The sequence below is a fragment of the Sphingobacterium spiritivorum genome (genome assembly GCF_016725325.1).
GTDB lineage: Bacteria > Bacteroidota > Bacteroidia > Sphingobacteriales > Sphingobacteriaceae > Sphingobacterium.
Genome location: NZ_CP068083.1, coordinates 2,292,901 through 2,319,346, shown reverse-complemented (window position 1 = coordinate 2,319,346; position 26,446 = coordinate 2,292,901). Strand labels below are relative to the sequence as shown.

Sequence of the window (26,446 nt, the reverse complement as noted above, 5' to 3'; positions counted from 1 at the left end):
AACCAGTTGGTTGCCCTTATTTTGTAATGCTATTTGGTGATACCTTCCAAAGCAAAGAGGAATGCGTCTTCCAGTGCCACCTCCTTGAGGTAATCAAATCTTCCGGATGCACCTCCGTGACCATAGTCCATATCCGTTTTTAGCAACAGTATATTTTTATCCGTCTTGGTTGCTCTCAGTTTTGCTACCCATTTCGCCGGTTCGAAATACTGAACCTGACTATCATGAAGTCCTGTTGTCACGAGCATATTAGGGTAATCCTTCTTTTCAATATTTTCATATGGAGAATAGCTTTTCATATATTCATATGCAGCTTTTGTATTCGGATTTCCCCATTCATCATATTCATTTGTTGTTAAAGGAATCGTTTCATCCAGCATGGTATTCACGACATCGACAAAAGGAACATTAGCAATTACACCATTCCAAAGATCCGGCGCCATATTTACCACAGCTCCCATCAACAATCCTCCCGCACTACCTCCTTTAGCATACAGGTGACCTTTACTTGTATACTTCTGATCGATCAGATATTGTCCACAATCGATAAAATCGGTAAAGGTATTTTTCTTTTTCATCATTTTACCGTCTTCATACCATTGACGGCCCATCTCTTCTCCTCCTCTGATGTGAGCAATGGCATATACAAATCCGCGATCAAGCAAACTCAATCTTGTAGATGAAAAACCCGGATCCATAGATGCTCCGTAGGAACCATAAGCATATAGCAAAAGTGGCGATTGACCATCTTTTTTGAAACCTTTCTTGTATACGATAGAAATAGGTACAGATGTACCATCTTTTGCTTTTGCAAAAATACGCTCAGTGACATAGTTGCCCGCATCATATCCGCCTAATACTGGTTGCTGTTTCAGTAATTTCTTTTCATGTGTCTCCATATTATACTCATAGGTAGAAGAAGGAGTCACCAGCGACGTATATCCGTAACGTACTGTAGTGAGATTGTACTCAACATTCGTACTTGGAGATACTGTATATGCTGCCTCACCAAAATCCAGATAATGCTGTTTACCATCTTTCAGATTCCGCACAGCTAATTGCGTCAGGCCGTTTTTACGCTCAGAAATCACCAGAAAATCTTTGAACTCATCGATGTCACTCACCATCACATCTGCACGATGAGGGATCATCTCTTTCCAGTTTTCTTTTCCGGTCTTGTCCAGCGGACATTCCATAACTTTAAAATTCTTAGCATTATCATTGGTAACGATCAGAAACCTGTCTTCCAAAGGAGTCACAGAATAGAGCACATCTTTAATACGTGGCTGAAAAATTTTAAATGTTCCGTTCGGATCATCAGCACTCAGTATATATTCTTCTGAAGATAATGTCCCTCCGGTATAGATCATTATATATTTTCCGTTTTTGGACTTGCTCACTCCAATGTAATTGGTGTTATCTTTTTCATGATATACAGTGACATCATTTTTCTCGTCTGTGCCCAGCGTATGTCTATTTATTTTCTCACTGAGTAATGTGACCGGGTTTTTAGCTGTATAAAACAACGTCTTATTATCATTAGCCCAGGTTGTGCTACCACTTGTACGGGAAATCCGGTCACTCATGATCTTTCCGGTCTCCAGATTCTTTACATGTACAATATATTCACGACGTGACACCGTATCCACGCCGTAAGCTAATAACTTATTATCCGGACTCACTGACAAGCCACTTACAGCATAGTAAGCATGACCTTTAGCCATTGCATCTACATCCAGCAGTATCTCTTCAGGAGCATCCAGACTACCTTTTTTACGGCAGTATTTATAATATTGCTTTCCTTCTAATGTACGTGTATAATAATAATATCCGTTTTTAAAGTACGGAACAGATTCATCTGTTTCTTTAATCCGGCTTTTCAGTTCATCAAATAAGCGTTGCTGAAAAGGCTCTGTCTGCTTCATTATGGCAGTAGTATAAGCATTTTCAGCCTCAAGATAACTGACAACATTGGAAGAATCCGGTCCCTTTTTAAAATAATCGATCATCCAATAGTAATTGTCTGTAACGGTGTCTCCATGAGTGACCCGTTGGTGCGGTTTGACAGCAGCGACCGGAGCAGCAATATCCGGCCATTGTAATGGTTTGTTTTCTGACATATTGTTATTTGAAGAACAAGAGGATAGCAAGACTAAAGCTCCTACCCATATGGTAATTTTTCTCATCATAAATAGAGTTTTGAAATTAGTATTTTGACAAAATACAGGTCTTTGAAACCCATAAAATGAAAACTCATTAAAGATAACCGAAAAGTTTTACCGATTTAGAAAAAATTAACAATTTGCTTCAGATTATTGCCCTATATTTGTTTATAGATCATTAATTAAGAAATAAACGTTTATAAGCGACTATGAGATTAAAAAAATTAGCTATTATATTAGCTTTTGGTACATTACCGGTTCTTTCGTTTGCGCAAAAGGATCAAAAGACACCTGCCAACTGGTTCAATCTTGATTTCCAACAGGACGGCGTAATGGGAATCAGCACCGAAAAAGCGTATCAGACATTATTGAAAGGAAGAAAAGCTACTCCGGTCATTGTAGCTGTTATAGACGGGGGTGTGGATGTCAAACACGAGGACCTTAAAGATGTACTCTGGATCAATCCCAAAGATAATAATGATAACGGTAAAGACAATGATAAAAACGGCTATATCAATGATAAATATGGCTGGAACTTTATCGGAAATGCAAACGGAGAAAATGTCAACCATGACAATCTGGAATTGACCCGTTTGATCCGTAAGTATGAGCCTAAATATATTTCCGTATTACCAAGCACTCCCTTAACTGCAGCTGAAAGAAGAGAATTTGTAGCATATCAGGGAATGGTAAGTGAGTATGCAAAAAAACTGGAGGAAGCACAGTTTGGCGAACTGAATTATGTCAAACTGAAAGACCAGTTAGAGATTATCTTCAAAAAAATAGGTAAGGACACCACTACATTGACATTAGCAGATATTGAAGCTTATTCACCTGCCAATGATCAGGAAAAAATGGCTTTGCGTATTGCTAAAAGAGGAATTCAGGAAGAAAAAGGATCAGTATCTCAGTTTTACACTCAATTGGGAGAGGCAGCAACTTACTATGGAGATCAGGTCAAATATCACCTGAACAAAGAGTTTGATCCACGTCATATCATTGGCGATAATTATGAAGACGCTACAGAACGTTATTATGGAAATGCAGATGTTACAGGACCTGATGCGGAGCATGGAACACACGTAGCCGGTATCATCGGAGCAAAACGCAATAACAATATAGGTATTAATGGTGTAGCAGACCAGGTGAGAATAATGGCTGTACGCACTGTACCAAATGGTGATGAGCGTGATAAAGATGTAGCAAATGCGATCCGTTATGCAGCTGAGAATGGTGCAAAGGTCATCAATATGAGCTTTGGAAAAAGTTATGCTTACAACAAAAAAGCTGTAGATGACGCAGTTAAATTTGCAATCTCTAAAGATGTATTGTTGGTACATGCTGCCGGTAACGATGGTCAGGATGTAGATATTCACAAAAATTTTCCGACAAAATACTATACGGATAGCCTGGATGCCATTCAGGGGGAAGCAGATGCCTGGATCACAGTAGGCGCAAGCGGACTTTATCAGGATGACAATCTGGTAGCCGATTTTTCCAATTACGGATACAAGACGGTAGATGTATTTGCTCCGGGAGTAAAAATCAATTCTACTATGCCAGGATCTTTATACAAAGAGCAGCAAGGAACAAGTATGGCTTCACCGGTAGTGGCCGGTCTTGCTGCTATGATTCGCTCCTATTATCCGCAGTTGACGGCTAAAGAAACAAAAGATATTATCATGAAATCTGTTGTTAAAGTGGATAAAAAAGTATCTATTAAAGCTGAAGACGGAAGCAAGAAAAAAGTATATCTGGATGAAATCAGTGTTACAGGTGGTGTTGTGAATGCATATCAGGCTATTGCCGAAGCAGATAAATATCTGTCACAGAAGAAAAAATAATTTTTTTTGTGATATAAAATACTATAAGTTGCTTATCTTACGTTTGATAAGAAGTTGATAACAAACAAATTTAGTTCAGCTTATGGTAGAAAACTTTACAAAAATTAAAGAAGATACTTACACAACAGAAGATAAAGATCTGACAAACTATCAGGACGATATTTTCGAGATTCAGCTAAGATCAAATCTTCAAAATTTGTCTAAAAATCCCAACAGCAAGACAATTGACAGTATTTTGGCTTATTCCAAATCGTTGAAAAAAGATTAAGTATCTTAAAGATCAAGGCCCGGTAACATCACTGGGCCTTGTTTTTTAAAAGGTAAAGGTTTTTGTATCTTTGGATATGTTAAAGAAAGATCGTTACCGTGCTTTTGTAGAATATTTTTCTACTCACAATCCTGATGCACAGACCGAATTAAATTACAGTAATCCATATGAACTTCTCATTGCTGTTATTCTGTCGGCTCAATGTACAGACAAACGGATCAATCAGATAACTCCAGCTCTTTTCGAGCGTTTCCCTGTAGTCGAAGCATTGGCTGAAGCTTCTGTTGATGAAGTTTTCAGTTATATACGCTCCGTAAGCTACCCCAATAACAAAGCTAAACATCTGGTTGGTATGGCAAATATGCTTATTGAAAAGTTCAATGGAGAAGTGCCTGAGCAAATAGAAGATCTTATCAAATTACCGGGTGTAGGTCGCAAAACAGCAAATGTAATCTCTTCTGTCGTTTACAATAAACCGGCCATGGCAGTTGATACGCACGTATTCAGGGTAAGTAACAGATTAGGCCTGACCAGCAGAGCGACTACTCCCCTTGCTGTAGAAAAACAGCTGGTCAAATTTCTTCCGGAAGAAACTATAGCAGTTGCACATCACTGGCTTATTTTGCACGGAAGATATATATGTCTTGCACGAAAACCCAAATGCGAGATTTGCCCGATTACTTATATGTGTAAATATTATGAAACTGAGTTTCTAAAAACTTCACATCGGAAATTAAATACAGGCAAAGAACATATCGTTTAATTCTGAAATACCATAAAACTAATTATATTAGCATTTTAAATTTGATAATTTCATTTTTATGTGTATTTTTGATTAATAATTACTAAAAATATGAGCAACCAAGACAAATTAAAAGCTTTACAGCTTACTTTAGATAAATTAGAAAAATCGTACGGTAAAGGTACGATCATGAAATTAGGTGATTCAGCGGTTGAACCCATTGAGTCTATTTCTACAGGTTCTTTAGGTCTGGATATTGCACTGGGAATCGGAGGCGTACCAAAAGGCCGTATTATCGAGATCTATGGTCCGGAATCTTCAGGTAAAACAACATTAGCGACACATATAGTTGCAGAGGCTCAGAAAAAAGGCGGAATTGCAGCCATCATCGATGCCGAGCACGCATTTGATAAATATTACGCACAAAAATTAGGTGTCGATGTAGAGAACCTGCTGATTTCTCAGCCGGATAACGGTGAACAAGGCCTGGAGATAGCGGACAACCTGATCCGATCAGGAGCTATTGATGTTATCGTTATTGACTCTGTTGCGGCATTAGTACCTAAAGGAGAAATTGAAGGTGAAATGGGAGATTCCAAAATGGGTCTGCAGGCTCGTCTGATGTCTCAGGCTTTGCGTAAACTGACCGGAACTATTTCCAAAACAAATTGTTGTTGTATTTTTATTAACCAATTGCGCGAAAAAATTGGTGTAATGTTCGGAAACCCTGAAACAACAACTGGTGGTAATGCACTGAAATTCTATGCTTCCGTTCGTTTGGATATCCGTCGTACTTCACAGATCAAAGATTCGGATGAAGTATCAGGTAACCGTGTAAAAGTAAAAATTGTAAAAAATAAAGTTGCTCCTCCTTTCCGCATTGCAGAATTTGATATTATGTTTGGGGAAGGTATCTCCAAAGTTGGTGAGATCATCGACCTTGGTGTGGAGTACAATATCATCAAAAAATCAGGATCATGGTTCAGTTATGGAGACACCAAACTTGGACAGGGCCGCGATGCTGTAAAATCATTGCTTCAGGATAATCCGGATCTGATGGATGAATTAGAGCAAAAGATTAAAGCAGAAGTATCCGGTGTAGAAGCTGTTGTCGAACCGGAATAGAACATCTCCGGTCACGATTATGTTATAATTTATTCATATAGCCATTCCAAAAGAATGGCTATATTTATTTTTCACAACCTCATATCATGAAAAATAAATCTATTCCTTTTCTCTTGTTGCTTCTGTTTATCTTTTGTGTCCCGGTGTTCGGACAGCAGCCCTTAAAGATTCTATCCTACAACATTCACCATGGTAATCCGCCCAGCAAACCCGCCATTATCGATCTTAAAGCTATCGCAAAAGTGATCCGTATATCCGGTGCTGACCTAGTTGGATTGCAGGAAATAGATGTAAATGTAAGCCGTTCGGAGCATGTAGATCAGGCCAAAAAACTCGCAGAACTATCCGGAATGAAATATTATTTTTTTTCAAAAGGAATCGATCTGGAAAAAGGAGAATACGGAACAGTGATTCTTTCAAAATTTCCGATCACAAATACAGAGCGTCTGGAACTGCCTATGCCTGTCAAAAGTGAAATGCGAAGTCTGGGTATTGCAAAAATCAAAATTCCTTCGGGCAAAGAGATTCTTTTTGCCAATACGCATCTGGATTTAAAAGAAGAAAACAGAATCGCTCAAACCAAATTTATAGTCAATCATTTTCAGGACACAAAACATGTTGTTGTTCTTGTAGGAGACCTTAATGCACAACCTCAATCGCAACCCATAAAGATATTAGGAGATTTTTTTAAACGTAGCGAGATTCCGAACGGATTTACTATTCCGGAAGTGAATCCTAACCGTGAAATTGATTTTATTATGGTCAATAAAAGCAAAAATCCTACATTCCAAAACCACAAGGTAATAGAAGAGTCTTACGCATCTGATCACAGACCGGTATATGCTGAACTTGTGATTAAATAAACTGTTGGTGGAGACACCAACACACGCTGCTACTGCGTTTGCCCATTTCTGGCGCAAGCGTCCACTTGTGCCCGCTACTTTTATCGGTTCAGGCACAAGCAGTGCTGTGCTAATTCGTCAGAACAGTGACAACGGTTTGACCGGACTGTTCTTCTCTCCTTTTTAAAGGTGAGATCCCGGTAGGTTAAAGACTGATATGACAAGCATATACTTCTACTCCTGATTGCTACTTCACGACTATACTGTTGGTGGAGACACCAACAGACGCTGCTACTGCGTTTGTCCATTTCTGGCGCAAGCGTCCGCTTGTGCCCGCTACATTTATCGGTTCAGGCACAAGCAGTGCTGTGCTAATTCGTCAGAACAATGACAACGGTTTGACCGGACTGTTCTTCTCTCCTTTTTAAGGAGAGATTCCGGTTTGACCGGAAGAGAGGTTAAAGACTAATATGACAAGTATATACTTCTACTAATTAGTGCTACTCTATATTTTAAAATAAAACCCAAAGCGCACGCTAAATAAATGAAAAGAGCTGGTAAAAATCAATTTACCAGCTCTTTTACTTAAATTATACTCCGATCTCTTATTCTCCCTTTTCCAGGAACGGATATCTGTAATCTGTATCCGGATTGAATGTTTCTTTGATCGTACGTGGAGAAACCCAACGTAACAAGTTGATCATGGATCCTGCTTTATCATTCGTACCCGAACCTCTTGCACCACCAAATGGTTGTTGGCCAACTACAGCTCCTGTACATTTATCATTGACATAAAAGTTACCCGCAGCATTACGTAAAGCATGAGTCGCTTGTGCTATTGCATAACGATCCTGTGCAATTACTGATCCTGTAAGCGCATAGATGGATGTTTTATCGACCAACTCTAAAGTTTCTTCCCATTTCTCATCTTCGTACACATACACAGTCAATACCGGACCAAACAGTTCTTCTGATAATGTCTCGTAGTCCGGTTTATTTGCCACAATAACTGTCGGATGGATAAAGTATCCTTTAGATTTATCATATGTACCCCCCACTATAATTTCTGCATCAGCGGAATCTTTAGCACGGTCAATATATTTAGCCAATTTATCAAATGATTTCTCATCAATAACGGCATTGATAAAGTTTGTAAAATCTTCTGTACCTCCGATAGTGAATGACTGAATATCAGCAACCATTGATTTCTTTAATTCAGGCCATAATGATTTTGGTATATATACACGGGATGCTGCTGAACATTTTTGTCCCTGATATTCAAATGCACCACGTACTATAGCTGTATTGGTCACTTTCAGATCCGCAGAAGGATGTACTAAGATAAAATCTTTACCGCCAGTCTCTCCTACGATACGAGGATATGTTTTATATAAGTGAATGTTTTCACCGATAGTTTTCCATATATTCTGGAAAACTCCTGTAGAACCCGTAAAGTGGATACCTGCGAAATCAGCATGTTTGAAAATGATATCTCCTGCGTCCGGACCGGAAACAAACACCAGATTAATAACTCCGTCAGGAAGACCTGCCTCTCTGAAGATTTCCATTAATACATTTGCCGAATAGATCTGCGTATTAGAAGGTTTCCATACAACCACATTTCCCATCATAGCAACACATGAAGGCAAATTACCTGCAATAGCAGTAAAGTTAAATGGAGTCAAAGCAAATACGAACCCTTCCAGAGGACGTTGCTCAAGACGGTTCCATACACCTTTTCCGGATACAGGAGGTTGCTGAGCGTAGATCTCACTCATGTATTGCACATTGAAACGAAGAAAATCTACAATCTCACATGCCGAATCAATCTCTGCCTGATACGGATTTTTAGATTGTCCTAACATTGTTGCTGCATTCAGCTTATAGCGGTATTTACCCGCAATCAGATCAGCAGCTTTTAAGAAAATAGCAGCACGATCTTCCCATGGAAGGTTTTCCCAATCTTTCTTAGCCGCCAAAGCTGCATTTATCGCATCCGTAACATGCGTTTTGGTACCTTCACTATATTGTCCTAATACATGCTGATGATCATGAGGAGGAGTGATATTGATTTTTTTATCCGTACGGATTTCTTTCCCTCCGATAAACATCGGAACATCTATTTGCTTTGAACGCGCTTCTTCGATAGCTGCTTTCAATAATTTACGCTCGTTACTTCCAACCGCGTAAGTATATACCGGTTCATTAACAGGAACAGGAACTTTGAAAAATCCTTTTAACATAAGTATTTAATTTTATTCAGTAACCTACTGATTTACACTATAAAATTACAGCAAAAACTATGGACTGTCAACCTTTAAGGAGTATGCTTAAGATTAGTGGAGAAAATGTGTTTAAACTTTTCCAATTTCGGTTTAATCACATACTGACAATAGGCTTCATCAGGGTTGTTTGCGTAATAATTCTGATGATAATCCTCTGCCTTGTAAAACACTGTGAAAGGTTCAACCTGTGTAACGATTGGCTTATCATAAAGTTTTTCTTCCGTCATTTTCCGGATATAGTACCGGACTTTATCAAGCTGAATTTTATCATGTACAAACACCGCCGAACGATATTGCTCTCCAACATCATTTCCCTGACGATTGAGCTGAGTGGGATCGTGCGCAAGGAAAAAACCTTGTAAAAGCTGGTCATAGGACACAATTCGGGGATTATACACCACCTGTATTACTTCCGCATGCCCCGTCCCTCCTAAAGATACCTGAGTATATGTTGGATTTTTTACATCTCCTCCGCTATAGCCTGACATCACCTGTTCAACACCCTTCAACTCTTTAAACTGCGCTTCTATACACCAGAAACATCCAGCAGCAAAAGTAGCCGTATCGTGTTCGCTGTTCCTGGGTTGAGACGGAAGTTGCCCGAAAGATACTTTTTCAGCTTTAGGGGTATGACAACCTGTAAACAATGTGCCCAAAAGCACAATTGTCAAAATATATTTACTTACACATTTTACCTTCATAACCTTTACGTATAAAAAAAGCGATGGAGATACCCCATCGCTTTTAGTGTAATCGCTATTCAGCGAATATTATTTTTTAGCTGCTGCGTATCTTTCTGCTACAGCATCCCAGTTAATCACATTGAAAATTGCTTCCAGGTATGCCGGGCGTTTGTTTTGATATTTTAGATAGTAAGCATGCTCCCATACATCTATACCCAATACCGGAGTTCCTTTTACTTCAGCAACATCCATTAAAGGGTTGTCCTGATTAGGCGTAGAAGTAACTGCTAATTTTCCATCAGCACCTACGATCAACCATGACCAGCCAGAACCAAAACGTCCTGCACCAGCTTCCTGAAGTTTTTTCTTTAATTCATCAAATGAACCAAATGTCTCATCGATCGCAGTTGCAAGCTCGCCTGTAGGCTGACCACCCGCATTTGCACCTAAAACACTCCAGAACAAACCGTGGTTAAAATGACCACCACCATTGTTACGCACTGCAGGGCTGTATTTAGAAATATTTTTTACAATCTCTTCTAATGATAAATTCTCAGCATCTGTTCCTGCAATAGCTTTATTCAAATTGTCAACATAAGCCTGGTGGTGTCTGTCATGGTGAATTTCCATGGTTTCTTTGTCAATATGTGGTTCTAATGCGTCCGATGCGTATGGTAACGCTTCTAATTGAAATGCCATAATATTTATAAATTTAATAGTTTAATACTTTACTTGATTTGTATACAAATATAACGTTTAGATTGAGGATATGTTTTGAATACTGACAAGAAATGAAATTTGTCTTATCTTTTCTGACGAAAAAATGATGTAATCAATTCTGCACATTCTTCCTGCAGTACTCCGGATATAATTTCCGTCTTCGGATGGAATAATTTACCATATCTGGAAGCACCCCTTTTTTCATCAGGAGTTCCGTATACAATCCGGGACACCTGCGTCCAATAGGATGCACCTGCACACATCACACAGGGTTCTACAGTGACATACAGAGTACAATCTTTTAGATATTTTCCTCCCAGATAACTGGATGCAGCAGTGAAAGCCTGCATTTCGGCATGAGCAGTCACATCATTAAGACGTTCTGTCAGATTATATCCCTTCCCGATGATTTTTCCCTGACTTACAATAACAGCGCCTATAGGAACTTCATCTTCTTCATATGCTTTCTTTGCAAGGGTCAAAGCAGCTTTCATAAAATACTCATCAGGATCAATGTTACTGCCCCCTTCAAAATTAATATATCTCATATCTGATTTACTAACACAACCTCGATCCGTTTGGCAACGGACGTTCAACAGCAGTCAATACTATATCTCCATTCTCATCTGCAAATCCTGTTACCAGGCACTCAGACATAAAATTAGCGATTTGCTTCTTCGGAAAATTGATCACCGCCACGACTTGCCTGCCGATCAGACTTTTCTTAGTATAATGTACAGTAATCTGTGCACTGGATTTACGAATACCGATCTCTTCTCCAAAATCCACGACTAACTGATAAGCCGGTTTTTTGGCTTTAGGAAAATCCACCGCTTCGAGAATTGTCCCTACTCTCAAATCAACTTTCTCAAAATCTGCCCAACTAATCTCCTCCATACCTACAAGCGATTACTCGTTAAGTCTTCCAGTTCTTTACCCAATGTAAACAGTATATAATCCGTATTGCGACGGATACGCTTAGCCAGTCGCTGCACCAATTCCTCCTCTTGTCCTTCCCTGTACAGAAGATCTTCCTGCGTCAAACTATTATATTTTCTTTTTAACTTTACCTTTAGGATTTCCCAATCGGAATCGCTTATTTTGATAGTTGCCATTTTTGGTTTAAAATTTGTACGTAGATTGAAAAGTAATAAAAATTAAAATTATAACAAAAAATACATTTTTTATGAAAAAGTTTATACTCAGTTTAGTTGCCTCTATGATGTTAGTCGTTTCAGCAAATGCCCAGCTGATCCCAAGTTTAAAGTTCGGGGTTAAAGGAGCGCTGAATTTCTCCAGTCTGAAATCTGAAGGCAAATGGCTTAATTCGGATACAAAAACAGGATATCAGGCAGGTTTGTGGGCGAGAGTTGGTGCTGCAGGATTTCATGTTCAGCCGGAGGCTTACTTCACCGGAAAGAAAATAAAAGGTGAATACCAGACAGAAAACGGATCCACAGAAAACGGAACTTTTGATCTGACTACCATTGACGTGCCTGTATTGTTAGGTACACGTGTTGGATTAGGTCCTATCGGAGTAAGATTTCAGGCAGGTCCGGTATTTGCATTCAAAGTAAGCGAAGGCGGTTCATTGAGTAAATACACTGACTTTGCGAATTACAAAAAAGCATCCACAGGAATTATCGGCGGTATAGGTGCTGACATTAGCAAGTTCACCGTAGATCTTCGTTACGAACATGGATTGTCCAGTCTTAGTGACAACAAAGACAAAATCAAAATGTGGTCAATTGGTGTAGGATACAATTTCTTATAGTAGAAACGCAGGTCTCAGGACCTCCAAAACGATAATAAGAGCCCGGTTTTCCGGGCTTTTTCAGTTTACAAACTTAGAACAATTCTAAATTAGTACTTTTTACGCACTTGCTTACATTTTTATGACGCAAATAGATAGTTTTGCGTATTAAATTAAAATACAAGGACAATGAGTAAATCAAAGCCAGTTTTAAGTTCTTCGTTGGGGAAGAAACTGATCATGAGCTTAACAGGACTTTTCCTATGTACGTTTTTGATCGTCCATTTGATCGGAAACCTACAACTGTTTAAGAGTGATGAAGGTCTTGCGTTTAACCAATACGCATACACCATGACCCATTTTGCACCTATTAAAGTAGTTTCTTATTTACTTTATGCTTCTATCATTATCCATGCTATTTATGCATTGGTACTGACGTTGAAAAATAAAGCAGCGCGTCCGATCGGATATGCAAAGTACGACGGAGCGGCTAACAGTGCGTGGAATTCCAGAAACATGGGAATTTTAGGAACAGTATTATTGGTATTTATTGCTACGCACATGGCAAACTTCTGGTGGAAATATCACAATGATCAGACTCCTTATATAGAATATAAAACAGATCTGGCCACCAATGTGACCACCTCAAAGGAATTAAGTCAGTCTGAATTCACTGATTTCCGTATAGAAGTCAAAGACGGCGTACAGACAATACAGGCACGTGACCTGTACAAACAGGTAGATTATGCTTTCCAAAATGTATGGTTAGTATTATTATATGTTGTAGCAATGGCAGCATTGTCTTTTCACCTGATACATGGTTTCCAATCGGCTTTTCAGACCGTTGGATTCAATCACAAAAAATATATTCCAATTGTTAGATTTTTAGGTATTTGGGTATTTGGTGTACTTATCCCGATTGGATTTGCGGCCATGCCTTTATATTTTTTCTTTGCTAAATAAACTATTTTAAGGTAAGAGCGAAAGCAAATATCTATCAAAATAAAATAAAGAGATATGTTAGATTCAAAAGTACCAGCGGGTCCTTTAGCCCAAAAATGGTCAAATTATAAATTCAATCTTAAGTTGGTTAATCCGGCTAACAAACGTAAATTCACCATTATCGTTGTTGGTACAGGATTAGCAGGCGCTTCTGCAGCTGCTTCACTAGCTGAGTTGGGATATAACGTAAAAGCATTCTGCTATCAGGATTCTCCACGCCGTGCGCACTCTATCGCAGCACAGGGAGGTATCAACGCAGCAAAAAATTATCAAAACGATGGTGACTCTGTTTACCGTCTGTTCTACGATACAATCAAAGGTGGTGACTACCGTGCACGTGAGGCAAATGTATACCGCCTGGCTGAAGTATCAGTAAATATTATCGACCAATGTGTGGCTCAAGGAGTTCCTTTTGCCCGTGAATACGGAGGTTTGTTAGACAACCGTTCATTTGGTGGGGCACAGGTATCCCGTACCTTCTATGCACGTGGCCAGACCGGACAACAGTTATTATTAGGTGCTTATTCTGCATTAAACCGTCAGATCAAAAAAGGCAAAGTTGAAATGTTCAACCGTCATGAGATGCTTGATGTCGTAAAAGTGGATGGTCATGCTAAAGGTATTATCACGCGTGATCTTGTAACCGGAGCTATTGAATCTCATGCAGGACATGCTGTATTATTATGTACAGGAGGTTATGGTAATGTATTCTTCTTGTCTACAAATGCTATGGGCTGTAACGTAACTGCTGCGTGGAGAGCACACAAGCGTGGTGCATTCTTCGCGAATCCTTGTTACACACAGATTCACCCAACATGTATTCCTGTAACAGGTGATCATCAGTCTAAACTGACATTAATGTCGGAATCTCTGCGTAATGATGGCCGTGTATGGGTACCTAAAACTCAGGAATTATCAGCTAAACTTCGTAACGGAGAATTAAAAGCTGCTGATATCAAAGAAGAAGACAGGGATTACTTCCTGGAAAGAAAATACCCTTCATTCGGTAACCTTGTTCCTCGTGACGTTGCCTCCCGTAATGCTAAAGAAGCGGTAGACGATGGTCGTGGTGTTGGTAAATCCGGAGTAGCTGTATTCCTTGATTTTGCAGATGCGATCAAACGTCTTGGTGAAGATACAGTACGTGCAAAATATGGTAACTTATTTGACATGTACTATCAGATCACTGATGAGAATCCATATAAACAACCAATGCGTATCTACCCTGCGGTTCACTATACTATGGGTGGTGTATGGGTTGATTATAACCTGATGACGACTATCCCTGGATTATATGCATTAGGAGAATGTAATTTCTCTGATCACGGAGCTAACAGATTAGGAGCATCTGCATTAATGCAGGGTCTTGCTGACGGTTACTTCGTAATTCCTTATACTGTGGGTGATTACCTTTCAGGATTAGGTTTTGCACCTGTAGACAACAATCGTCCTGAATTTGAGCAGGCAAGACAAGAGGTCGAGGCAAAAACCAAACAGTTACTTTCTCTGAAAGGAACAAAAACTGTAGATGATATCCACAAAGAACTGGGTAAAATCATGTGGGAATACTGTGGTATGGCTCGTACAGCAGAAGGATTGACAAAAGCAAAAGGATTAATTCAGGAGCTTAGAAAAGAATTCTGGTCTAATGTTACTGTACTGGGAGAGAATGAAGAGCTTAACCTGTCTCTGGAAAAAGCCGGCCGTGTTGCTGACTTTATCGAACTGGGTGAACTGATGGTAGATGATGCTTTCAACCGCTCTGAATCATGTGGAGGTCACTTCCGTCTGGAAAGTCAGACTGAAGAAGGTGAAGCGAAACGTAATGATGAAGAATTTACTTACGTTGCTGCCTGGGAATTCAAAGGCGAAAATCAGCCAGAGGTTCTTCACAAAGAAGAGTTAATTTTCGAAAATGTTAAATTAACACAAAGAAGTTATAAATAGTAGATATAGCGGACGGCACTACCGTTCGCTATTCATTACTTAAAAATATTGTCATGAGTGCACATATGAATTTAACGCTGAAGGTATGGCGTCAGAAAAATGATAAACAAAGAGGTCAGTTCGTAACCTATCAGGCAAATAATATCGCTGACGATATGTCTTTCTTAGAAATGCTTGACATTGTTAACGAAGAATTAACCCGTAAAGGTGAAGATCCTATTTATTTTGACCATGACTGTCGCGAAGGTATTTGCGGAATGTGTTCATTGGTTATTAATGGCCGCCCTCACGGTCCTAAACAAGGGACAACAACTTGTCAATTGCACATGCGTAGTTTCCATGACGGACAAACAATCGTCATCGAACCATGGCGTGCAGCTGCATTCCCTGTATTGAAAGATCTTGCAGTAGACCGGACTGCATTTGACCGTATCCAACAAGCCGGAGGATATGTAAATGTCAATACCGGAGGTGTACCGGATGCGAATGCAATCCTTATTCCTAAAAGAATTGCGGATGAAGCATTTGAATCTGCAACCTGTATCGGCTGCGGAGCTTGTGTTGCTGCCTGTAAAAATGCATCAGCAATGCTTTTTGTTTCTGCAAAAGTTTCCCAGTTTGCATTGTTACCACAAGGTCAGACAGAACGTTATGAACGCGCTCAGGCTATGGTAGATCAGATGGATGCTGAAGGATTCGGTAACTGTACCAACACAGGAGCTTGTGAAGCAGAATGTCCTGTAGGTATCAAACTGACAAATATTGCACGCTTGAATCGTGAATATTTAACAGCAAAATTATTCAGAGAAGAAGACATTCACAACTAGAATTCCTTTTCAGGTAAAATACACAAGTCCTCACATAAAAGTATGTGGGGACTTTTTTTTATATTTACTTACGTAAATCTTTTATAGCTGTGCAATTAACGACGAAAATACGTATACTCCTTCTTATTCTTACGATCTCCTTCATGGGCACAGCCCTCACGATACATCTTACTATTACGGACAAAGATATGTTGGAGCTGGATAAAAATGAGCTTACCGCCAATATCCACAAAAAAGAAAGTATCATTGAGGATCTGTTTGCAGATTCCACCATAATGAAGACATTTAAGAATGTGGAACAGTTTCCTCTGCAATCTGCAGATATACTGGAAAAATTTGCATCCGAAAAAGGAGTATTCCTCTATCTGTACAAAGATAGCAAGCCTGTACTCTGGAGTACGGATGTGTACGTACCTGTGACTGATGCAGGACTCAAGTCAAATACGACCTATATGATCGAAAATAACCGGTCCTTTGTCGTGAAAAAGAAAACAGCCGGAGATGTCAATATACTCGCTCTTGTACTCGTAAAACGTCTATTCAACAGTAATAATGAGTATCTGAAAAATACCTTCAATAAACAGCTCATAGATGACTCCAATCTGGAGATAGCTGACTATACGGATATACAGAATATACAGAATGTGTATAGTAAGGACGGAACCTATTTATTCTCTGTAAAGTTAAAGAGTGGAAAACATGATAATGTATTTATCTTCCTCCAATTTATTTGTTGGGTATCTGCAATGTTCTGTTTTATTATCCTTACCCACAATATATGCCTGAATCTGGCTAAGAAGGGATTTGCGTGGCTTGGAGTTTTTATATTTGTATCGGTTCTCTCTTCCCTCCGTTTCATCGATCTGCAGAGTAACTGGCTCGCCATGCACTCCAGTCTGGGAATATTCGACCCTAAATACTATGCGTATAATTCGGTTTTTCCAAACCTGTGGGCACTTACATTAACGAATCTGAGTTGCCTCTGGTGTCTCGCATTTATACATTCTGTATCGGACAAACTTATTCTGCCACCTCAGCTGAAAAAGAAGATTATTCCGTATGTGATATCCGGTCTTCTTGTATTCAGTATTTACTTTTTCTACAACCTGCTCTTTAAGCATCTGGGCAGTCTGATCACACATACCTCTATTGTGAGTTATGATTTTTCAAAAATAGCGGATCTGAGTAAATACAGCTGGTTAAACCTGTTTAACCTCTGTCTGGCGATACTCTCTTTGTTCTTTTATATCGATATTCTTTTGCGGCTTATTGATCAGTTATTCGAACAGGTCAGTATCAAGCTAAACATTCAACTGGCTGTATTGATATTCTCCATGATCGTATATGCTCTGTTGGGAGAAAACAGTATCAATAATGTTCTACTTGGCATTCTTATACTGCTTATTTTCCTGAGAAAATATGCTTTGGGTCAGTACCGCTTTTCTTTCTATATAGTCATACTTGTTATCGTTGCGCTCTTCTCTTCTATTAATCATGATAAATACATGAAAATAAAAAAGCTGGAGAGTATGAAATTAGTGCTTAGTAATCTGGAAGCAGAAGATGACACCAATGCCATTTCCTTATTTATGGATATTGAAAAATCCATGAAAAACGATGAGCAGCTTCAACACTTATTCCGACTTTCTGCAAATCAGCAGAATGCCATCGAAATAACAGATTTTATTAAGAAAAAATACCTGAGCGGATACTTGTCTAAATTTGATTTTAACGGGTATTACTATGCAAATAATATCCCACTAGATAATTACCCTAATAATAAATTCGAAGAATACAGAGAGAAGGTTATTAACAATTCTATCAAAGTAACAGAGAGCTTCTACCGGGTGAAAAGTGAATTGGGTACACATGAATACTTCATGACCTTAAACCTGCCGTTAGGAGATAATACAACAGCCAATATCTTCTTAAATCTCAAGAACAGAGCCTTCAGTTACATCTTGCCTTATCCGGAGATTCTGTCAGACAGCCGTACCACTTCATTACAGCAGGAGTCCTTTCTGAATAACTCTTTTGCTCTCTATAAAGATAAGCAGCTGGTGACCCAATATGGTAAATATACGTATCCAAGTGCTGACAGTAAATTTCCTGACAAAGTAGGTAAGTTTATAGAAATTGATGAGCCGGGAGATTATTTTCACCTGATGTATCGTCCGGACAGCCATACTACGTTGGTGATTAGTCGGGCCAATCAGAATTTTTATGACTATCTGGCTGTTACCTGTTTCTTTTTTGTACTTCTTTTTGTTTTCTTTAGCATTGTCGATATTGTGATTTACCTGATCCAGACGATGACGCAGAAATCTTTCAGGCTAAAGAGTATCAAATACCATTTTATGATCCTTAAAAATACCATTCAGTATAGTACAAGGATTCAGACCATATTTATCGTATCTATCATATTTGCGATTCTCATCTCGGGTGCATTGGCTTTCTACAATATAAACTCGAGGCTGAGTCATGAAAGAGAAAATAACCGTATAAAATATATTGCCGAAGTCTCCCGGAAACTGGAGAATATGATGAACTCGGCTGAGAGCATGAATAGTAAGGAAACTGTAGAGTCTTATCTTAATATTCTATCACAAGCCATGACCACGGATTTTACATTGTTCAATCGGAATGGACGGCTGATCTATTCATCTCAACCTAAGATCTATGATTTGAAGCTCTTCTCGACTTTTATCAACCCTACAGCATACAAAAAACTATCGTTAATCAAAAAGACGGAGACAATTGAACCTGAAAGAGTTGGTGATTTCGAATTCTCCTCCAGCTATGCAAGTATCCGTAATGCCGATTATCAGATCGCCTATTACCTGAATATACCTTATTTTGCATCTAAAAAGGAAGAAAGTACCAGTATCAATCTGTTGCTCAATACGCTGATCAATATCTACACGATCATTATTATTGCATTTGGCTTCTTTGCGGTGTATATTTCCAATAAGATTACTGCTCCTCTGGTAATGATCGGTAAGAAATTGTCGCAGACAAATGTAGGTAAACAGAATGAACCACTTTTCTGGCAACGTAATGATGAGGTAGGTGCATTGGTCAAAGAATACAACTTTATGCTGATCAAACTGGAGGAAAACTCTAAGAAGCTGATGGGTATAGAGCGGGAGGCTGCATGGAGAGAAATGGCCAAACAGATCGCTCATGAAATTAAAAATCCGCTGACTCCTATGAAACTTGGAATTCAGCAGTTATCCCGATCCTATAAGGAAAATGATCCGCGCTTTGAAGAACGCTTTAATCGGATCTCGACTTCATTTATCGAGCAGATAGACAGCTTATCTCATATTGCAAGTGAATTTTCAGCATTTGCCAAACTTCCGGATACCCGGTTTGAAAAGGTGAACATTATTCAAAAGATTAACAAGTCCGTTTCATTTTACAGCACAAATACACAGGCTAAGATTACCGTTACCAATCATGCTGATTCTAATGAAATATTTGTATTGGGAGATAAGGATCAGTTATTGAGAACTTTTAATAATCTTATCAAGAATGCAATTGAGGCTGGTCTGGGGCGCAGAAAACTCAAAATTGACTTTGAGATCTATGCTAATCCGAATGAAATGGTCGAAATACATATCACCGATAATGGAAACGGAATATCGGATGAAGCACTACCCAAGATTTTCCAGGCTAATTTTACAACCAAGAGTTCAGGAACCGGTCTGGGTCTCGCTTTCGTTAAACAAACCATTGAAGGTATGCGGGGAACTATAGATTTCAAAACTACACAGGGAAAAGGAACAGTATTTATTATACATATTCCATTTTACCATACAATGATTAAAGATATCTAACCGTTACAATGCCGTTAGCCGTCTGCTATTAAACAATAAAAAGGGCTTTGTATTACTACAAAACCCTTTTATTGTTTAGTTTAGTTTGTACTAAGATCTTATTACTTCAGTATTACACTGGATCTGCCCATTATAGCATTGTCCGCATAGAGCAATATGGTATAAGCTCCTTTTGCAAAATCTTTACTCTCTTCCTGCCACAAAAACTTGTACTCCTCACCGTTATTTGTAAAGTTGATACTTTCCTTAAACGTGTACTGAAGTTTCTCTCCGTGGACATAGAAAATGTCGTTTGATTGTGCAATAAGATTACCCTGAGGATTAATAATTCTTACAAAGATTTCCTTGGCGCCTGTCTTAGCCAGCGTATTATCTGCTATAGTAAAATTGATCTCTAACTTATCTACACGCTTAGCTCTTGTCTCTACTTCCACACGTCCTTTTCTTTTTTCCTGAAGGCCGTTGATAGTAATATTAGACACTTTAACTGCAGAGGCTGTTGTTACTTTATCTTTTAAGTCAGAATTATGTGCCGTGAGCCCACTAATTTTTGATTCTCCCTCCGAGACTTTACTATTGAGAATTTCATTCTCCTTTTCAAGCATTTCATTCTTTGCTTTCAGATCAGCTATATCTGTTTTCAGTCCGGACACATCTACCTTTAAGGATGCCACTATTTTTCGGGCCTGATTGAGTTGTTCAGTAGTCAGCACATTTGCTTCCAGCTCCTTACGCAGATCCGCAATAATTTTACGCGCCTGTAATTCGGATTTTTTCATTGCTTCACTTAAAGCAACATTCTCCTCATTCAGATTATCCAATTCTGCTTCTATTCTATCTATCTCAATCTGCAGACTTTCCTTCTGCACCGTTAGTGTATAAACTTTCTCCCCGGAAGACCTGAACTTTACGTAGAAATAGATATTAGTTGCCAGCAAAGCAGCTATTGCGATTATAAAAAAATAAATCTTTGAACTATCTCTCTTTCTTTGTCCCTCTTTTTCCTTTTCCCTTACTTCATCTACCATTTCCATAATTATTAATTAACCATTCATTTCTGCTTTCATAGATGGATGATTTGCATCTTTGACACAAGCAAAAAATGTTCCAATTTAGAACATTTGAATAAAAAATACATGTTACAACACAATAAAGGTCAATTTTAATCTTCCACTGCCATTTTTTCTTTTATGCACTGACAGCTCAAAGTACAGTTTTTTAGTACAAAACCGTAAAATACAGCACAAAAAAACGCAGGTGATATCGCCTGCGTTTTCCATATTATTATCTTTATTCAGATACTTATCTATCTCCTTTTGAAAAATTAAAGACTAAATAACCAGTACCATTATCCAACTGAACAGGCATTTTCATGACCAGTTTTTCTCCGTCAGAAAAGGAAAGATCCATACGGTATCCTGTAGTAACATTTCTGGCCTTATCTCCTGAATAGATTTTTTTGAATTGAAACTGTGGTTGTCCGCCCATTTTTCCAGGGTTGTAGATTGACCATACAATATTACGGACAGCTCCTTTAGCACACAACGTACCTTCTGCTGTAAATTCTATACTTCCTTTACCATTGGATGGAAAATTCCATACACTTCCTTCAAAACACTCAGCAGGAGCTTCTTCGAATACAGTTTTAATAGTATAAGCAGCCGGGATGTTCTCACGGGTAATGGTATTCAGAATCCATGTACCTTTTACACCACCTTTCCATTGAGAGGCACTTGGTCCGTCATTTACTTCTGTGCTGGAAGAACTGGAGCTACCTGAAGAAGACGTAGTCTTTCTCTGTGCTCCGCACGATGAAAACAAGAAAACACCTGCTAGGATCGCTACGAAAGTCAAAATATGTTTACGCATAGTTTAAGAATTATATAAATCAATCTTTGTATGTTTGCAAATATACAAAATACAAAACCATGAACGAGCATTCCAAAAATCATACCACAAGCAAATTGGTTGCAAAAGTTTTATTGCGATTGTTCATTATCATTCTGGGGCTTGCTGCCTTTCCATTTATATCCGGAAAATCTCAACAATTAGACCAATCATATGTATATTTTGAACATAAATGGTTTTTGATATTTCCATTTTTACTTTTCACCATATTTGTTATTCTACTGATAACCATGCTTAAAGAAAAGTATAAAAAAACAGACATCAACTGGCTTTTTTCTCTTTCTGCTTTAATGCTGATCGGATATCTGATAATGCTCTACACCCGGATTTATCCTATGTTTAACATGTAATCTCCTTTACAGGACCTGAAGTTTTTATTACCTTTGAGCCGCTAATCTCTGCAAGTGATTAGTTTTACATACACATGAACAAAAAGAAATACTGGAATATTCTTAAAAACATACTCAAAGTTGTTGTCACTATAGGAGCTTTGTACTGGGTATTCAGCAAAGTCGATATAAAGGATCTGGTAGAAGCCATCCGCAATAGTAATCCATTATTTTTATTCCTCGCATTTTTAGCCTTCCTACTTTCTATATTTATTTCGTCTTCCAGATTACTTAGTTTTCTAAAAGGAATAGGCCTGGATGTAAGTGAAAAATATAATTTCAAACTGTATCAGCTAGGTTTATTTTACAATCTCTTTCTACCCGGGGGTATTGGAGGGGATGGTTATAAAATCTATTTTCTTCGCAAAAAGTTCAAAATCAAAGGCCGGAAACTATTGAGCGCCTTGTTTTTTGACCGTCTTAGCGGATTGTGGGCTTTATGCCTTATTATAGCTGTACTGATCATGTTCATGCCACAACTTAAGATACCAAATGCCCTTACAGCTGCATGCTTTATATCGGGTACAGTAGTCTATTATCTTGTAATATGGAAGTTTTTTCCGGATTTCAAACCCCGGTTTTTCAGAACACATATCAAAGCGATAGGTGTACAGTCGATGCAGGTAGTATCTGCGATTATGATTTTGTATGCATTGGGATTTGACGGAAAATTTTCTCCTTATCTTTTCCTTTTTCTGGCTTCATCTCTGGTTGCTATCATTCCTTTTTCAGTGGGTGGTCTGGGTATGCGTGAGATTGTATATATGTGGGGAGCAAAGATCTTTTATCTGGATTCACACCTTGCGGTATTGATTAGTTTATTATTTTATATTATTTCTGCTCTAGTTTCATTGTCTGGTGCTTATTACGTCTTTAACCCGAAAGGTCTGGGTGAAGAGAAATTACCATCAGCTGAAGAGGTGGAACAGAGCAGAATTGAAGAGGATTAAATTATTATGGCAAATATAGTTATAACAGGAGCGAGTAGCGGAATCGGCTTTGAGGCAGTTCTAGATCTGACAGCAAATAAAGAGAATAATGTCATCGCTTTAGCAAGATCTGCAGATAAACTCAGAAAATTACATGAAATTGCTTCTTCCCTAAATTACGATGGGGGAAAATTATATCCGGCTCAATTTGATATTGTGTATGATAATTACCCGGAAATATTGATCCCGTTTATTCAGTCGAAGTTTGACAGTGTAGATATTCTGATCAATAATGCCGGAGCATTAGTGTACAAACCTTTTTTGGAAACCAGTGCGGAAGACTTTGCGACAATGCTTCAGACAAACGTATTGGGACATGTAAATATGATCCGACATGTAGCACCTTTGATGAAAAACGGTGGACATATCGTCAACATAAGCAGTATGGGAGGCTTTCAGGGTTCTGTAAAATTCCCGGGACTATCCGCTTATTCAGCCAGTAAAGGCGCTCTGGGTGTATTGACGGAATGTCTGGCAGAAGAGTTTAAAGAGCAAGGGATCAAAGTCAATTGTCTTGCGCTCGGATCATCTCAGACCGAAATGTTTGAGACGGCCTTCCCAGGTGTAGAAGCAGGTACACTGGCTTTTGAAATGGGAAGATATATTGCCGAATTCGCACAAAATGGAAGTAAGTATTATAACGGAAAGATATTGCCCGTATCCAATACCACTCCATAATAAACAAGTATCTAATAAAACAAAAGCCGGACGTAATTGCCTGGCTTTTGTTTTATAGTATATCAGAGACCAATATGCTCCGATTTATTTGATTTCGGGCCATCCTTTTCCGAAGATTTAGCATTATCTTTTGCATAATGCCATGTTATTTTATCCTCAAAAGTTTTACCGTCTTTTTGTCCCTTCACTTCTACAATATTTTCACCTTCTTTTAATTTTACCTGTTCAAAAATATAGTGAACATCTGTATATCCTTTTCGGAAGGTTTTAACTTCCTCTCCATTGACAAACAGTTGCGGATTTCCAATATTAGAATATACTGTAACAGGAGTAATCTGATTCCCTCTTTCCACTACTCTGCGCTGTGTCAGATAAAGTACCGGCTCTTTACTCCAATTGGCTTTATACCAGTAAAACGGATCTTTCTTCAATGCTCTGTCAAAAGTTACCATTCCTTTATAGTTACGTGGCTCTACCTGAAAAGTAATGGGTGTAGCAAAATCAAACGTATTCCACAGATATGAGGCCACAAATACGGGATGTTTAGCTATTACACCCCAATGAATCTCATGAAATTTGGTTGAAAATTCTTCCGGGAAAAAGGCTGGATTAGACCATTGATTACCAATATCTCCTACGGCTTCCTGCTGATGTTTTGGATTCGCTTCAGCTCCATACTCTGAAAAAATAATTTTATAGCCGGCAAAATCCTTCGTAATCTTATCTGCCCATTGCTCCACATCCTGTATTTTACCATTATACCATCCAAAATAATGGTTGATACCCTGTATATCTGCATTATTGTTAACAGGATGATCAATGACATTGTATCCGCTTACCTGAACAGAATAACGATCCGGATCCTCTGTTTTTGCCAGATCATTTAACTTGGTAGTAAGTTCGATTGTATATGCCTGCGGGCTGTACACCTCATTGTGCAATCCCCAAACGTAAATGGAAGGGTGATTAAAATTCTGACGAATCAATTCTGTCAGTTGCTGCTTTGCATTGTTCTCTTCCTGAGTAGTTACGCGATTGACAAAAGGTATCTCCGCCCAGATAATAAAGCCGATGCTATCGCATCTGGCGTAAAAGTATTCAGATTGCTGATAATGTGCCAGACGGATAGTGGTAGCACCAATCTCCTTAATAATAGCGAGATCCTTATCGTGATCAGCATTGGATAATGCAGATCCTTTGCCCCAGTGATCCTGATGACGCGTCACACCATACATCGGAGTCTTAATCCCGTTAAGGTACATTCCGTCTCCTGCCTTTAGTTCAAAATGTCGCAAACCTAATGGTTGGATCACCTCATCCACAACTTTACCTCCCTGTACGACCTGAGTTACCAGTTTATAAAGATAAGGATCTTCCAGACCCTGCCATAGATGTGGATTCCTGATTGCAATATGTTGTAATACCTGCTGTCTGCCCTGCGGCAATATCGTATAAGGAGTTGTTTCTTTGACTTTAACCGTACCATTTTTTTCAAATACAGTTGTCACCACTTCTACTTTCTGGGCATCATGATTTTTGTTTTCCAGCTTCACCTTTACCTCTACATTGGCAGATCTTTTCGAAACATTCTCCTGCCGTATGTAGATCCCCGGAGATGCGAAGTCATTGACCGCTATATTGACCTTTTCCGTAACGATCAATGCAACCGGTCTGTAGATACCGCCGTACATAGGAAACAAGGTATGATTAACCGGAATAACATCCGGACGTGCTTCATTATTTACTTTGACCAATATTTCGTTTTCCTGTCCATATTTCAACATATCCGTCAGTTCTAACGTAAATGCGGAATATCCTCCGTTATGTCTGCCTACAATATTGTATTTACCATTTACAGTCGAATTATTGTAAACGACGTCATTCTTCTCTGTTGAGAATGAAACAGGAGCAGTATTGAGATACACTTCCGTGTTGGTATTAACACCTTCAAAACGGATAAATACACGCTTTCCTTTCCAGGAAGCATCAGCTTTAAATGCTTTTCTGTAATAGGCATCTCCAGTATAAAACTTGTCTTTCACAGTCTGCATATCTACAGCATTCCAGGTATGAGGTACGGAAACAGCTTGCCATTTTCCTGTGAATATATCAGCATATTGTAGCGGATCTGTTGTAAAAGGTCCCTTCTTGAATGACCACTCTTTATTAAAAGGAATAACCTCCCGGGCAAAAGTGGTTTGTGAAAAAATCGTCAGCAAGAGTAGGCAATAGAAATGTTTCAGCTTTATCATTTTTAATATCAGTATATATATTTCATTAGGTTTTTCTCATATGGCTCATTCTATTCAATCGAGCCATATTCTTGACTAACAAATATAATCATCGCAACATCTATTCGAAAATAATGCCGGCTAACCCGCTGTATGGGGATTTACATGTTATGAATGAAAAACTTGGTTACTTTATCTTAAGACACATATAC

The 26,446-nt window shown here is 38.7% G+C and carries 23 protein-coding genes; 13 read left to right on the top strand and 10 right to left on the bottom strand.

Annotated features, from left to right (window positions below):
- Positions 1-29 precede the first annotated feature (29 nt).
- On the bottom strand, positions 30-2,189 hold the full coding sequence (locus I6J02_RS09610; protein WP_201681464.1) for a S9 family peptidase: 2,160 nt from the start codon (positions 2,187-2,189) through the stop codon (positions 30-32).
- A 182-nt stretch (positions 2,190-2,371) separates the two neighbouring features.
- Between I6J02_RS09610 and I6J02_RS09605 the strand changes: the two genes are divergently transcribed.
- From I6J02_RS09605 to I6J02_RS09585, 5 genes are all read left to right on the top strand, one after another.
- Positions 2,372-4,006 carry a S8 family serine peptidase gene (locus I6J02_RS09605; RefSeq protein ID WP_201681463.1) on the top strand — a complete coding sequence of 545 codons (1,635 nt, stop codon included), beginning with the start codon at positions 2,372-2,374 and terminating at the stop codon, positions 4,004-4,006.
- Between the two features lie 82 nt (positions 4,007-4,088).
- Complete coding sequence (locus tag I6J02_RS09600; RefSeq protein ID WP_201681462.1) at positions 4,089-4,274, top strand: hypothetical protein; 186 nt, start codon at positions 4,089-4,091, stop codon at positions 4,272-4,274.
- Positions 4,275-4,350: 76 nt separating this feature from the next.
- Positions 4,351-5,037, top strand: coding sequence for an endonuclease III (gene nth, locus I6J02_RS09595; protein ID WP_201681461.1), 687 nt, complete (start codon positions 4,351-4,353; stop codon positions 5,035-5,037).
- Positions 5,038-5,127: 90 nt separating this feature from the next.
- Positions 5,128-6,141 (top strand): recombinase RecA, encoded by a 1,014-nt coding sequence (recA, locus tag I6J02_RS09590; RefSeq protein WP_002997339.1) that lies wholly within the window; start codon positions 5,128-5,130, stop codon positions 6,139-6,141.
- Positions 6,142-6,227: 86 nt separating this feature from the next.
- Positions 6,228-7,004 (top strand): endonuclease/exonuclease/phosphatase family protein, encoded by a 777-nt coding sequence (locus I6J02_RS09585; RefSeq protein ID WP_201681460.1) that lies wholly within the window; start codon positions 6,228-6,230, stop codon positions 7,002-7,004.
- Positions 7,005-7,588: 584 nt separating this feature from the next.
- On the opposite strand, the gene pruA is transcribed toward I6J02_RS09585, so the two are convergent.
- The 6 genes from pruA to I6J02_RS09555 form a co-directional block, all read right to left on the bottom strand.
- A complete protein-coding gene (gene pruA, locus I6J02_RS09580) occupies positions 7,589-9,226 on the bottom strand; it encodes an L-glutamate gamma-semialdehyde dehydrogenase (RefSeq protein WP_201681459.1) in 1,638 nt (545 codons plus the stop codon).
- Positions 9,227-9,300: 74 nt separating this feature from the next.
- Positions 9,301-9,969, bottom strand: coding sequence for a peptide-methionine (S)-S-oxide reductase MsrA (gene msrA / locus I6J02_RS09575; RefSeq protein WP_201681458.1), 669 nt, complete (start codon positions 9,967-9,969; stop codon positions 9,301-9,303).
- A 69-nt stretch (positions 9,970-10,038) separates the two neighbouring features.
- Positions 10,039-10,650: a superoxide dismutase gene (locus I6J02_RS09570; RefSeq protein ID WP_201681457.1), complete on the bottom strand. Its 612-nt coding sequence runs from the start codon at positions 10,648-10,650 to the stop codon at positions 10,039-10,041.
- Positions 10,651-10,754: 104 nt separating this feature from the next.
- Positions 10,755-11,219: a nucleoside deaminase gene (locus tag I6J02_RS09565; RefSeq protein ID WP_201681456.1), complete on the bottom strand. Its 465-nt coding sequence runs from the start codon at positions 11,217-11,219 to the stop codon at positions 10,755-10,757.
- A 10-nt stretch (positions 11,220-11,229) separates the two neighbouring features.
- On the bottom strand, positions 11,230-11,568 hold the full coding sequence (locus I6J02_RS09560; protein WP_201681455.1) for a tRNA-binding protein: 339 nt from the start codon (positions 11,566-11,568) through the stop codon (positions 11,230-11,232).
- 2 nt (positions 11,569-11,570) lie between these two features.
- Entirely contained in the window at positions 11,571-11,786 is a 216-nt protein-coding gene (locus I6J02_RS09555; protein ID WP_003008418.1) for a hypothetical protein, read from the bottom strand.
- 71 nt (positions 11,787-11,857) lie between these two features.
- Between I6J02_RS09555 and I6J02_RS09550 the strand changes: the two genes are divergently transcribed.
- The 5 genes from I6J02_RS09550 (at position 11,858) to I6J02_RS09530 (ending at position 20,039) form a co-directional block, all read left to right on the top strand.
- A complete protein-coding gene (locus I6J02_RS09550; protein WP_002997363.1) occupies positions 11,858-12,445 on the top strand; it encodes a porin family protein in 588 nt (195 codons plus the stop codon).
- Positions 12,446-12,613: 168 nt separating this feature from the next.
- Positions 12,614-13,387 carry a succinate dehydrogenase cytochrome b subunit gene (locus I6J02_RS09545; protein WP_201681454.1) on the top strand — a complete coding sequence of 258 codons (774 nt, stop codon included), beginning with the start codon at positions 12,614-12,616 and terminating at the stop codon, positions 13,385-13,387.
- A gap of 54 nt (positions 13,388-13,441) precedes the next feature.
- Positions 13,442-15,373, top strand: a complete 1,932-nt coding sequence (locus I6J02_RS09540; RefSeq protein WP_201681453.1) for a fumarate reductase/succinate dehydrogenase flavoprotein subunit — start codon at positions 13,442-13,444, stop codon at positions 15,371-15,373.
- A gap of 65 nt (positions 15,374-15,438) precedes the next feature.
- A complete protein-coding gene (locus I6J02_RS09535) occupies positions 15,439-16,200 on the top strand; it encodes a succinate dehydrogenase/fumarate reductase iron-sulfur subunit (RefSeq protein ID WP_411028016.1) in 762 nt (253 codons plus the stop codon).
- Positions 16,201-16,289: 89 nt separating this feature from the next.
- Positions 16,290-20,039, top strand: coding sequence for a sensor histidine kinase (locus I6J02_RS09530; protein WP_236582389.1), 3,750 nt, complete (start codon positions 16,290-16,292; stop codon positions 20,037-20,039).
- 101 nt (positions 20,040-20,140) lie between these two features.
- Here I6J02_RS09530 and I6J02_RS09525 read toward each other — a convergent pair whose 3' ends face one another.
- Together I6J02_RS09525 and I6J02_RS09520 are read right to left on the bottom strand one after the other, a co-directional pair.
- Positions 20,141-21,073 (bottom strand): hypothetical protein, encoded by a 933-nt coding sequence (locus I6J02_RS09525; protein WP_003008429.1) that lies wholly within the window; start codon positions 21,071-21,073, stop codon positions 20,141-20,143.
- Positions 21,074-21,341: 268 nt separating this feature from the next.
- Complete coding sequence (locus I6J02_RS09520; RefSeq protein ID WP_201681451.1) at positions 21,342-21,908, bottom strand: lipocalin family protein; 567 nt, start codon at positions 21,906-21,908, stop codon at positions 21,342-21,344.
- 59 nt (positions 21,909-21,967) lie between these two features.
- Between I6J02_RS09520 and I6J02_RS09515 the strand changes: the two genes are divergently transcribed.
- The 3 genes from I6J02_RS09515 (at position 21,968) to I6J02_RS09505 (ending at position 24,003) form a co-directional block, all read left to right on the top strand.
- On the top strand, positions 21,968-22,297 hold the full coding sequence (locus I6J02_RS09515; RefSeq protein WP_201681450.1) for a hypothetical protein: 330 nt from the start codon (positions 21,968-21,970) through the stop codon (positions 22,295-22,297).
- 74 nt (positions 22,298-22,371) lie between these two features.
- Positions 22,372-23,286: a lysylphosphatidylglycerol synthase transmembrane domain-containing protein gene (locus I6J02_RS09510; protein ID WP_201681449.1), complete on the top strand. Its 915-nt coding sequence runs from the start codon at positions 22,372-22,374 to the stop codon at positions 23,284-23,286.
- Positions 23,287-23,292: 6 nt separating this feature from the next.
- Positions 23,293-24,003, top strand: coding sequence for an SDR family NAD(P)-dependent oxidoreductase (locus I6J02_RS09505; RefSeq protein WP_201681448.1), 711 nt, complete (start codon positions 23,293-23,295; stop codon positions 24,001-24,003).
- A 62-nt stretch (positions 24,004-24,065) separates the two neighbouring features.
- On the opposite strand, the gene I6J02_RS09500 is transcribed toward I6J02_RS09505, so the two are convergent.
- Positions 24,066-26,255 (bottom strand): glycoside hydrolase family 2 protein, encoded by a 2,190-nt coding sequence (locus I6J02_RS09500; RefSeq protein WP_201681447.1) that lies wholly within the window; start codon positions 26,253-26,255, stop codon positions 24,066-24,068.
- Positions 26,256-26,446: the final 191 nt, after the last annotated feature.

Excerpts from the sequence above, each read along its gene's own strand:
- I6J02_RS09610 (WP_201681464.1), bottom strand. The coding sequence starts at position 2,189 with ATGATGAGAAAAATTACCATATGGGTAGGAGCTTTAGTCTTGCTATCC.
- I6J02_RS09605 (WP_201681463.1), top strand. The coding sequence starts at position 2,372 with ATGAGATTAAAAAAATTAGCTATTATATTAGCTTTTGGTACATTACCG.
- I6J02_RS09600 (WP_201681462.1), top strand. The coding sequence starts at position 4,089 with ATGGTAGAAAACTTTACAAAAATTAAAGAAGATACTTACACAACAGAA.
- nth (WP_201681461.1), top strand. The coding sequence starts at position 4,351 with ATGTTAAAGAAAGATCGTTACCGTGCTTTTGTAGAATATTTTTCTACT.
- recA (WP_002997339.1), top strand. The coding sequence starts at position 5,128 with ATGAGCAACCAAGACAAATTAAAAGCTTTACAGCTTACTTTAGATAAA.
- I6J02_RS09585 (WP_201681460.1), top strand. The coding sequence starts at position 6,228 with ATGAAAAATAAATCTATTCCTTTTCTCTTGTTGCTTCTGTTTATCTTT.
- pruA (WP_201681459.1), bottom strand. The coding sequence starts at position 9,226 with ATGTTAAAAGGATTTTTCAAAGTTCCTGTTCCTGTTAATGAACCGGTA.
- msrA (WP_201681458.1), bottom strand. The coding sequence starts at position 9,969 with ATGAAGGTAAAATGTGTAAGTAAATATATTTTGACAATTGTGCTTTTG.
- I6J02_RS09570 (WP_201681457.1), bottom strand. The coding sequence starts at position 10,650 with ATGGCATTTCAATTAGAAGCGTTACCATACGCATCGGACGCATTAGAA.
- I6J02_RS09565 (WP_201681456.1), bottom strand. The coding sequence starts at position 11,219 with ATGAGATATATTAATTTTGAAGGGGGCAGTAACATTGATCCTGATGAG.
- I6J02_RS09560 (WP_201681455.1), bottom strand. The coding sequence starts at position 11,568 with ATGGAGGAGATTAGTTGGGCAGATTTTGAGAAAGTTGATTTGAGAGTA.
- I6J02_RS09555 (WP_003008418.1), bottom strand. The coding sequence starts at position 11,786 with ATGGCAACTATCAAAATAAGCGATTCCGATTGGGAAATCCTAAAGGTA.
- I6J02_RS09550 (WP_002997363.1), top strand. The coding sequence starts at position 11,858 with ATGAAAAAGTTTATACTCAGTTTAGTTGCCTCTATGATGTTAGTCGTT.
- I6J02_RS09545 (WP_201681454.1), top strand. The coding sequence starts at position 12,614 with ATGAGTAAATCAAAGCCAGTTTTAAGTTCTTCGTTGGGGAAGAAACTG.
- I6J02_RS09540 (WP_201681453.1), top strand. The coding sequence starts at position 13,442 with ATGTTAGATTCAAAAGTACCAGCGGGTCCTTTAGCCCAAAAATGGTCA.
- I6J02_RS09535 (WP_411028016.1), top strand. The coding sequence starts at position 15,439 with ATGAATTTAACGCTGAAGGTATGGCGTCAGAAAAATGATAAACAAAGA.
- I6J02_RS09525 (WP_003008429.1), bottom strand. The coding sequence starts at position 21,073 with ATGGAAATGGTAGATGAAGTAAGGGAAAAGGAAAAAGAGGGACAAAGA.
- I6J02_RS09520 (WP_201681451.1), bottom strand. The coding sequence starts at position 21,908 with ATGCGTAAACATATTTTGACTTTCGTAGCGATCCTAGCAGGTGTTTTC.
- I6J02_RS09515 (WP_201681450.1), top strand. The coding sequence starts at position 21,968 with ATGAACGAGCATTCCAAAAATCATACCACAAGCAAATTGGTTGCAAAA.
- I6J02_RS09510 (WP_201681449.1), top strand. The coding sequence starts at position 22,372 with ATGAACAAAAAGAAATACTGGAATATTCTTAAAAACATACTCAAAGTT.
- I6J02_RS09505 (WP_201681448.1), top strand. The coding sequence starts at position 23,293 with ATGGCAAATATAGTTATAACAGGAGCGAGTAGCGGAATCGGCTTTGAG.
- I6J02_RS09500 (WP_201681447.1), bottom strand. The coding sequence starts at position 26,255 with ATGATAAAGCTGAAACATTTCTATTGCCTACTCTTGCTGACGATTTTT.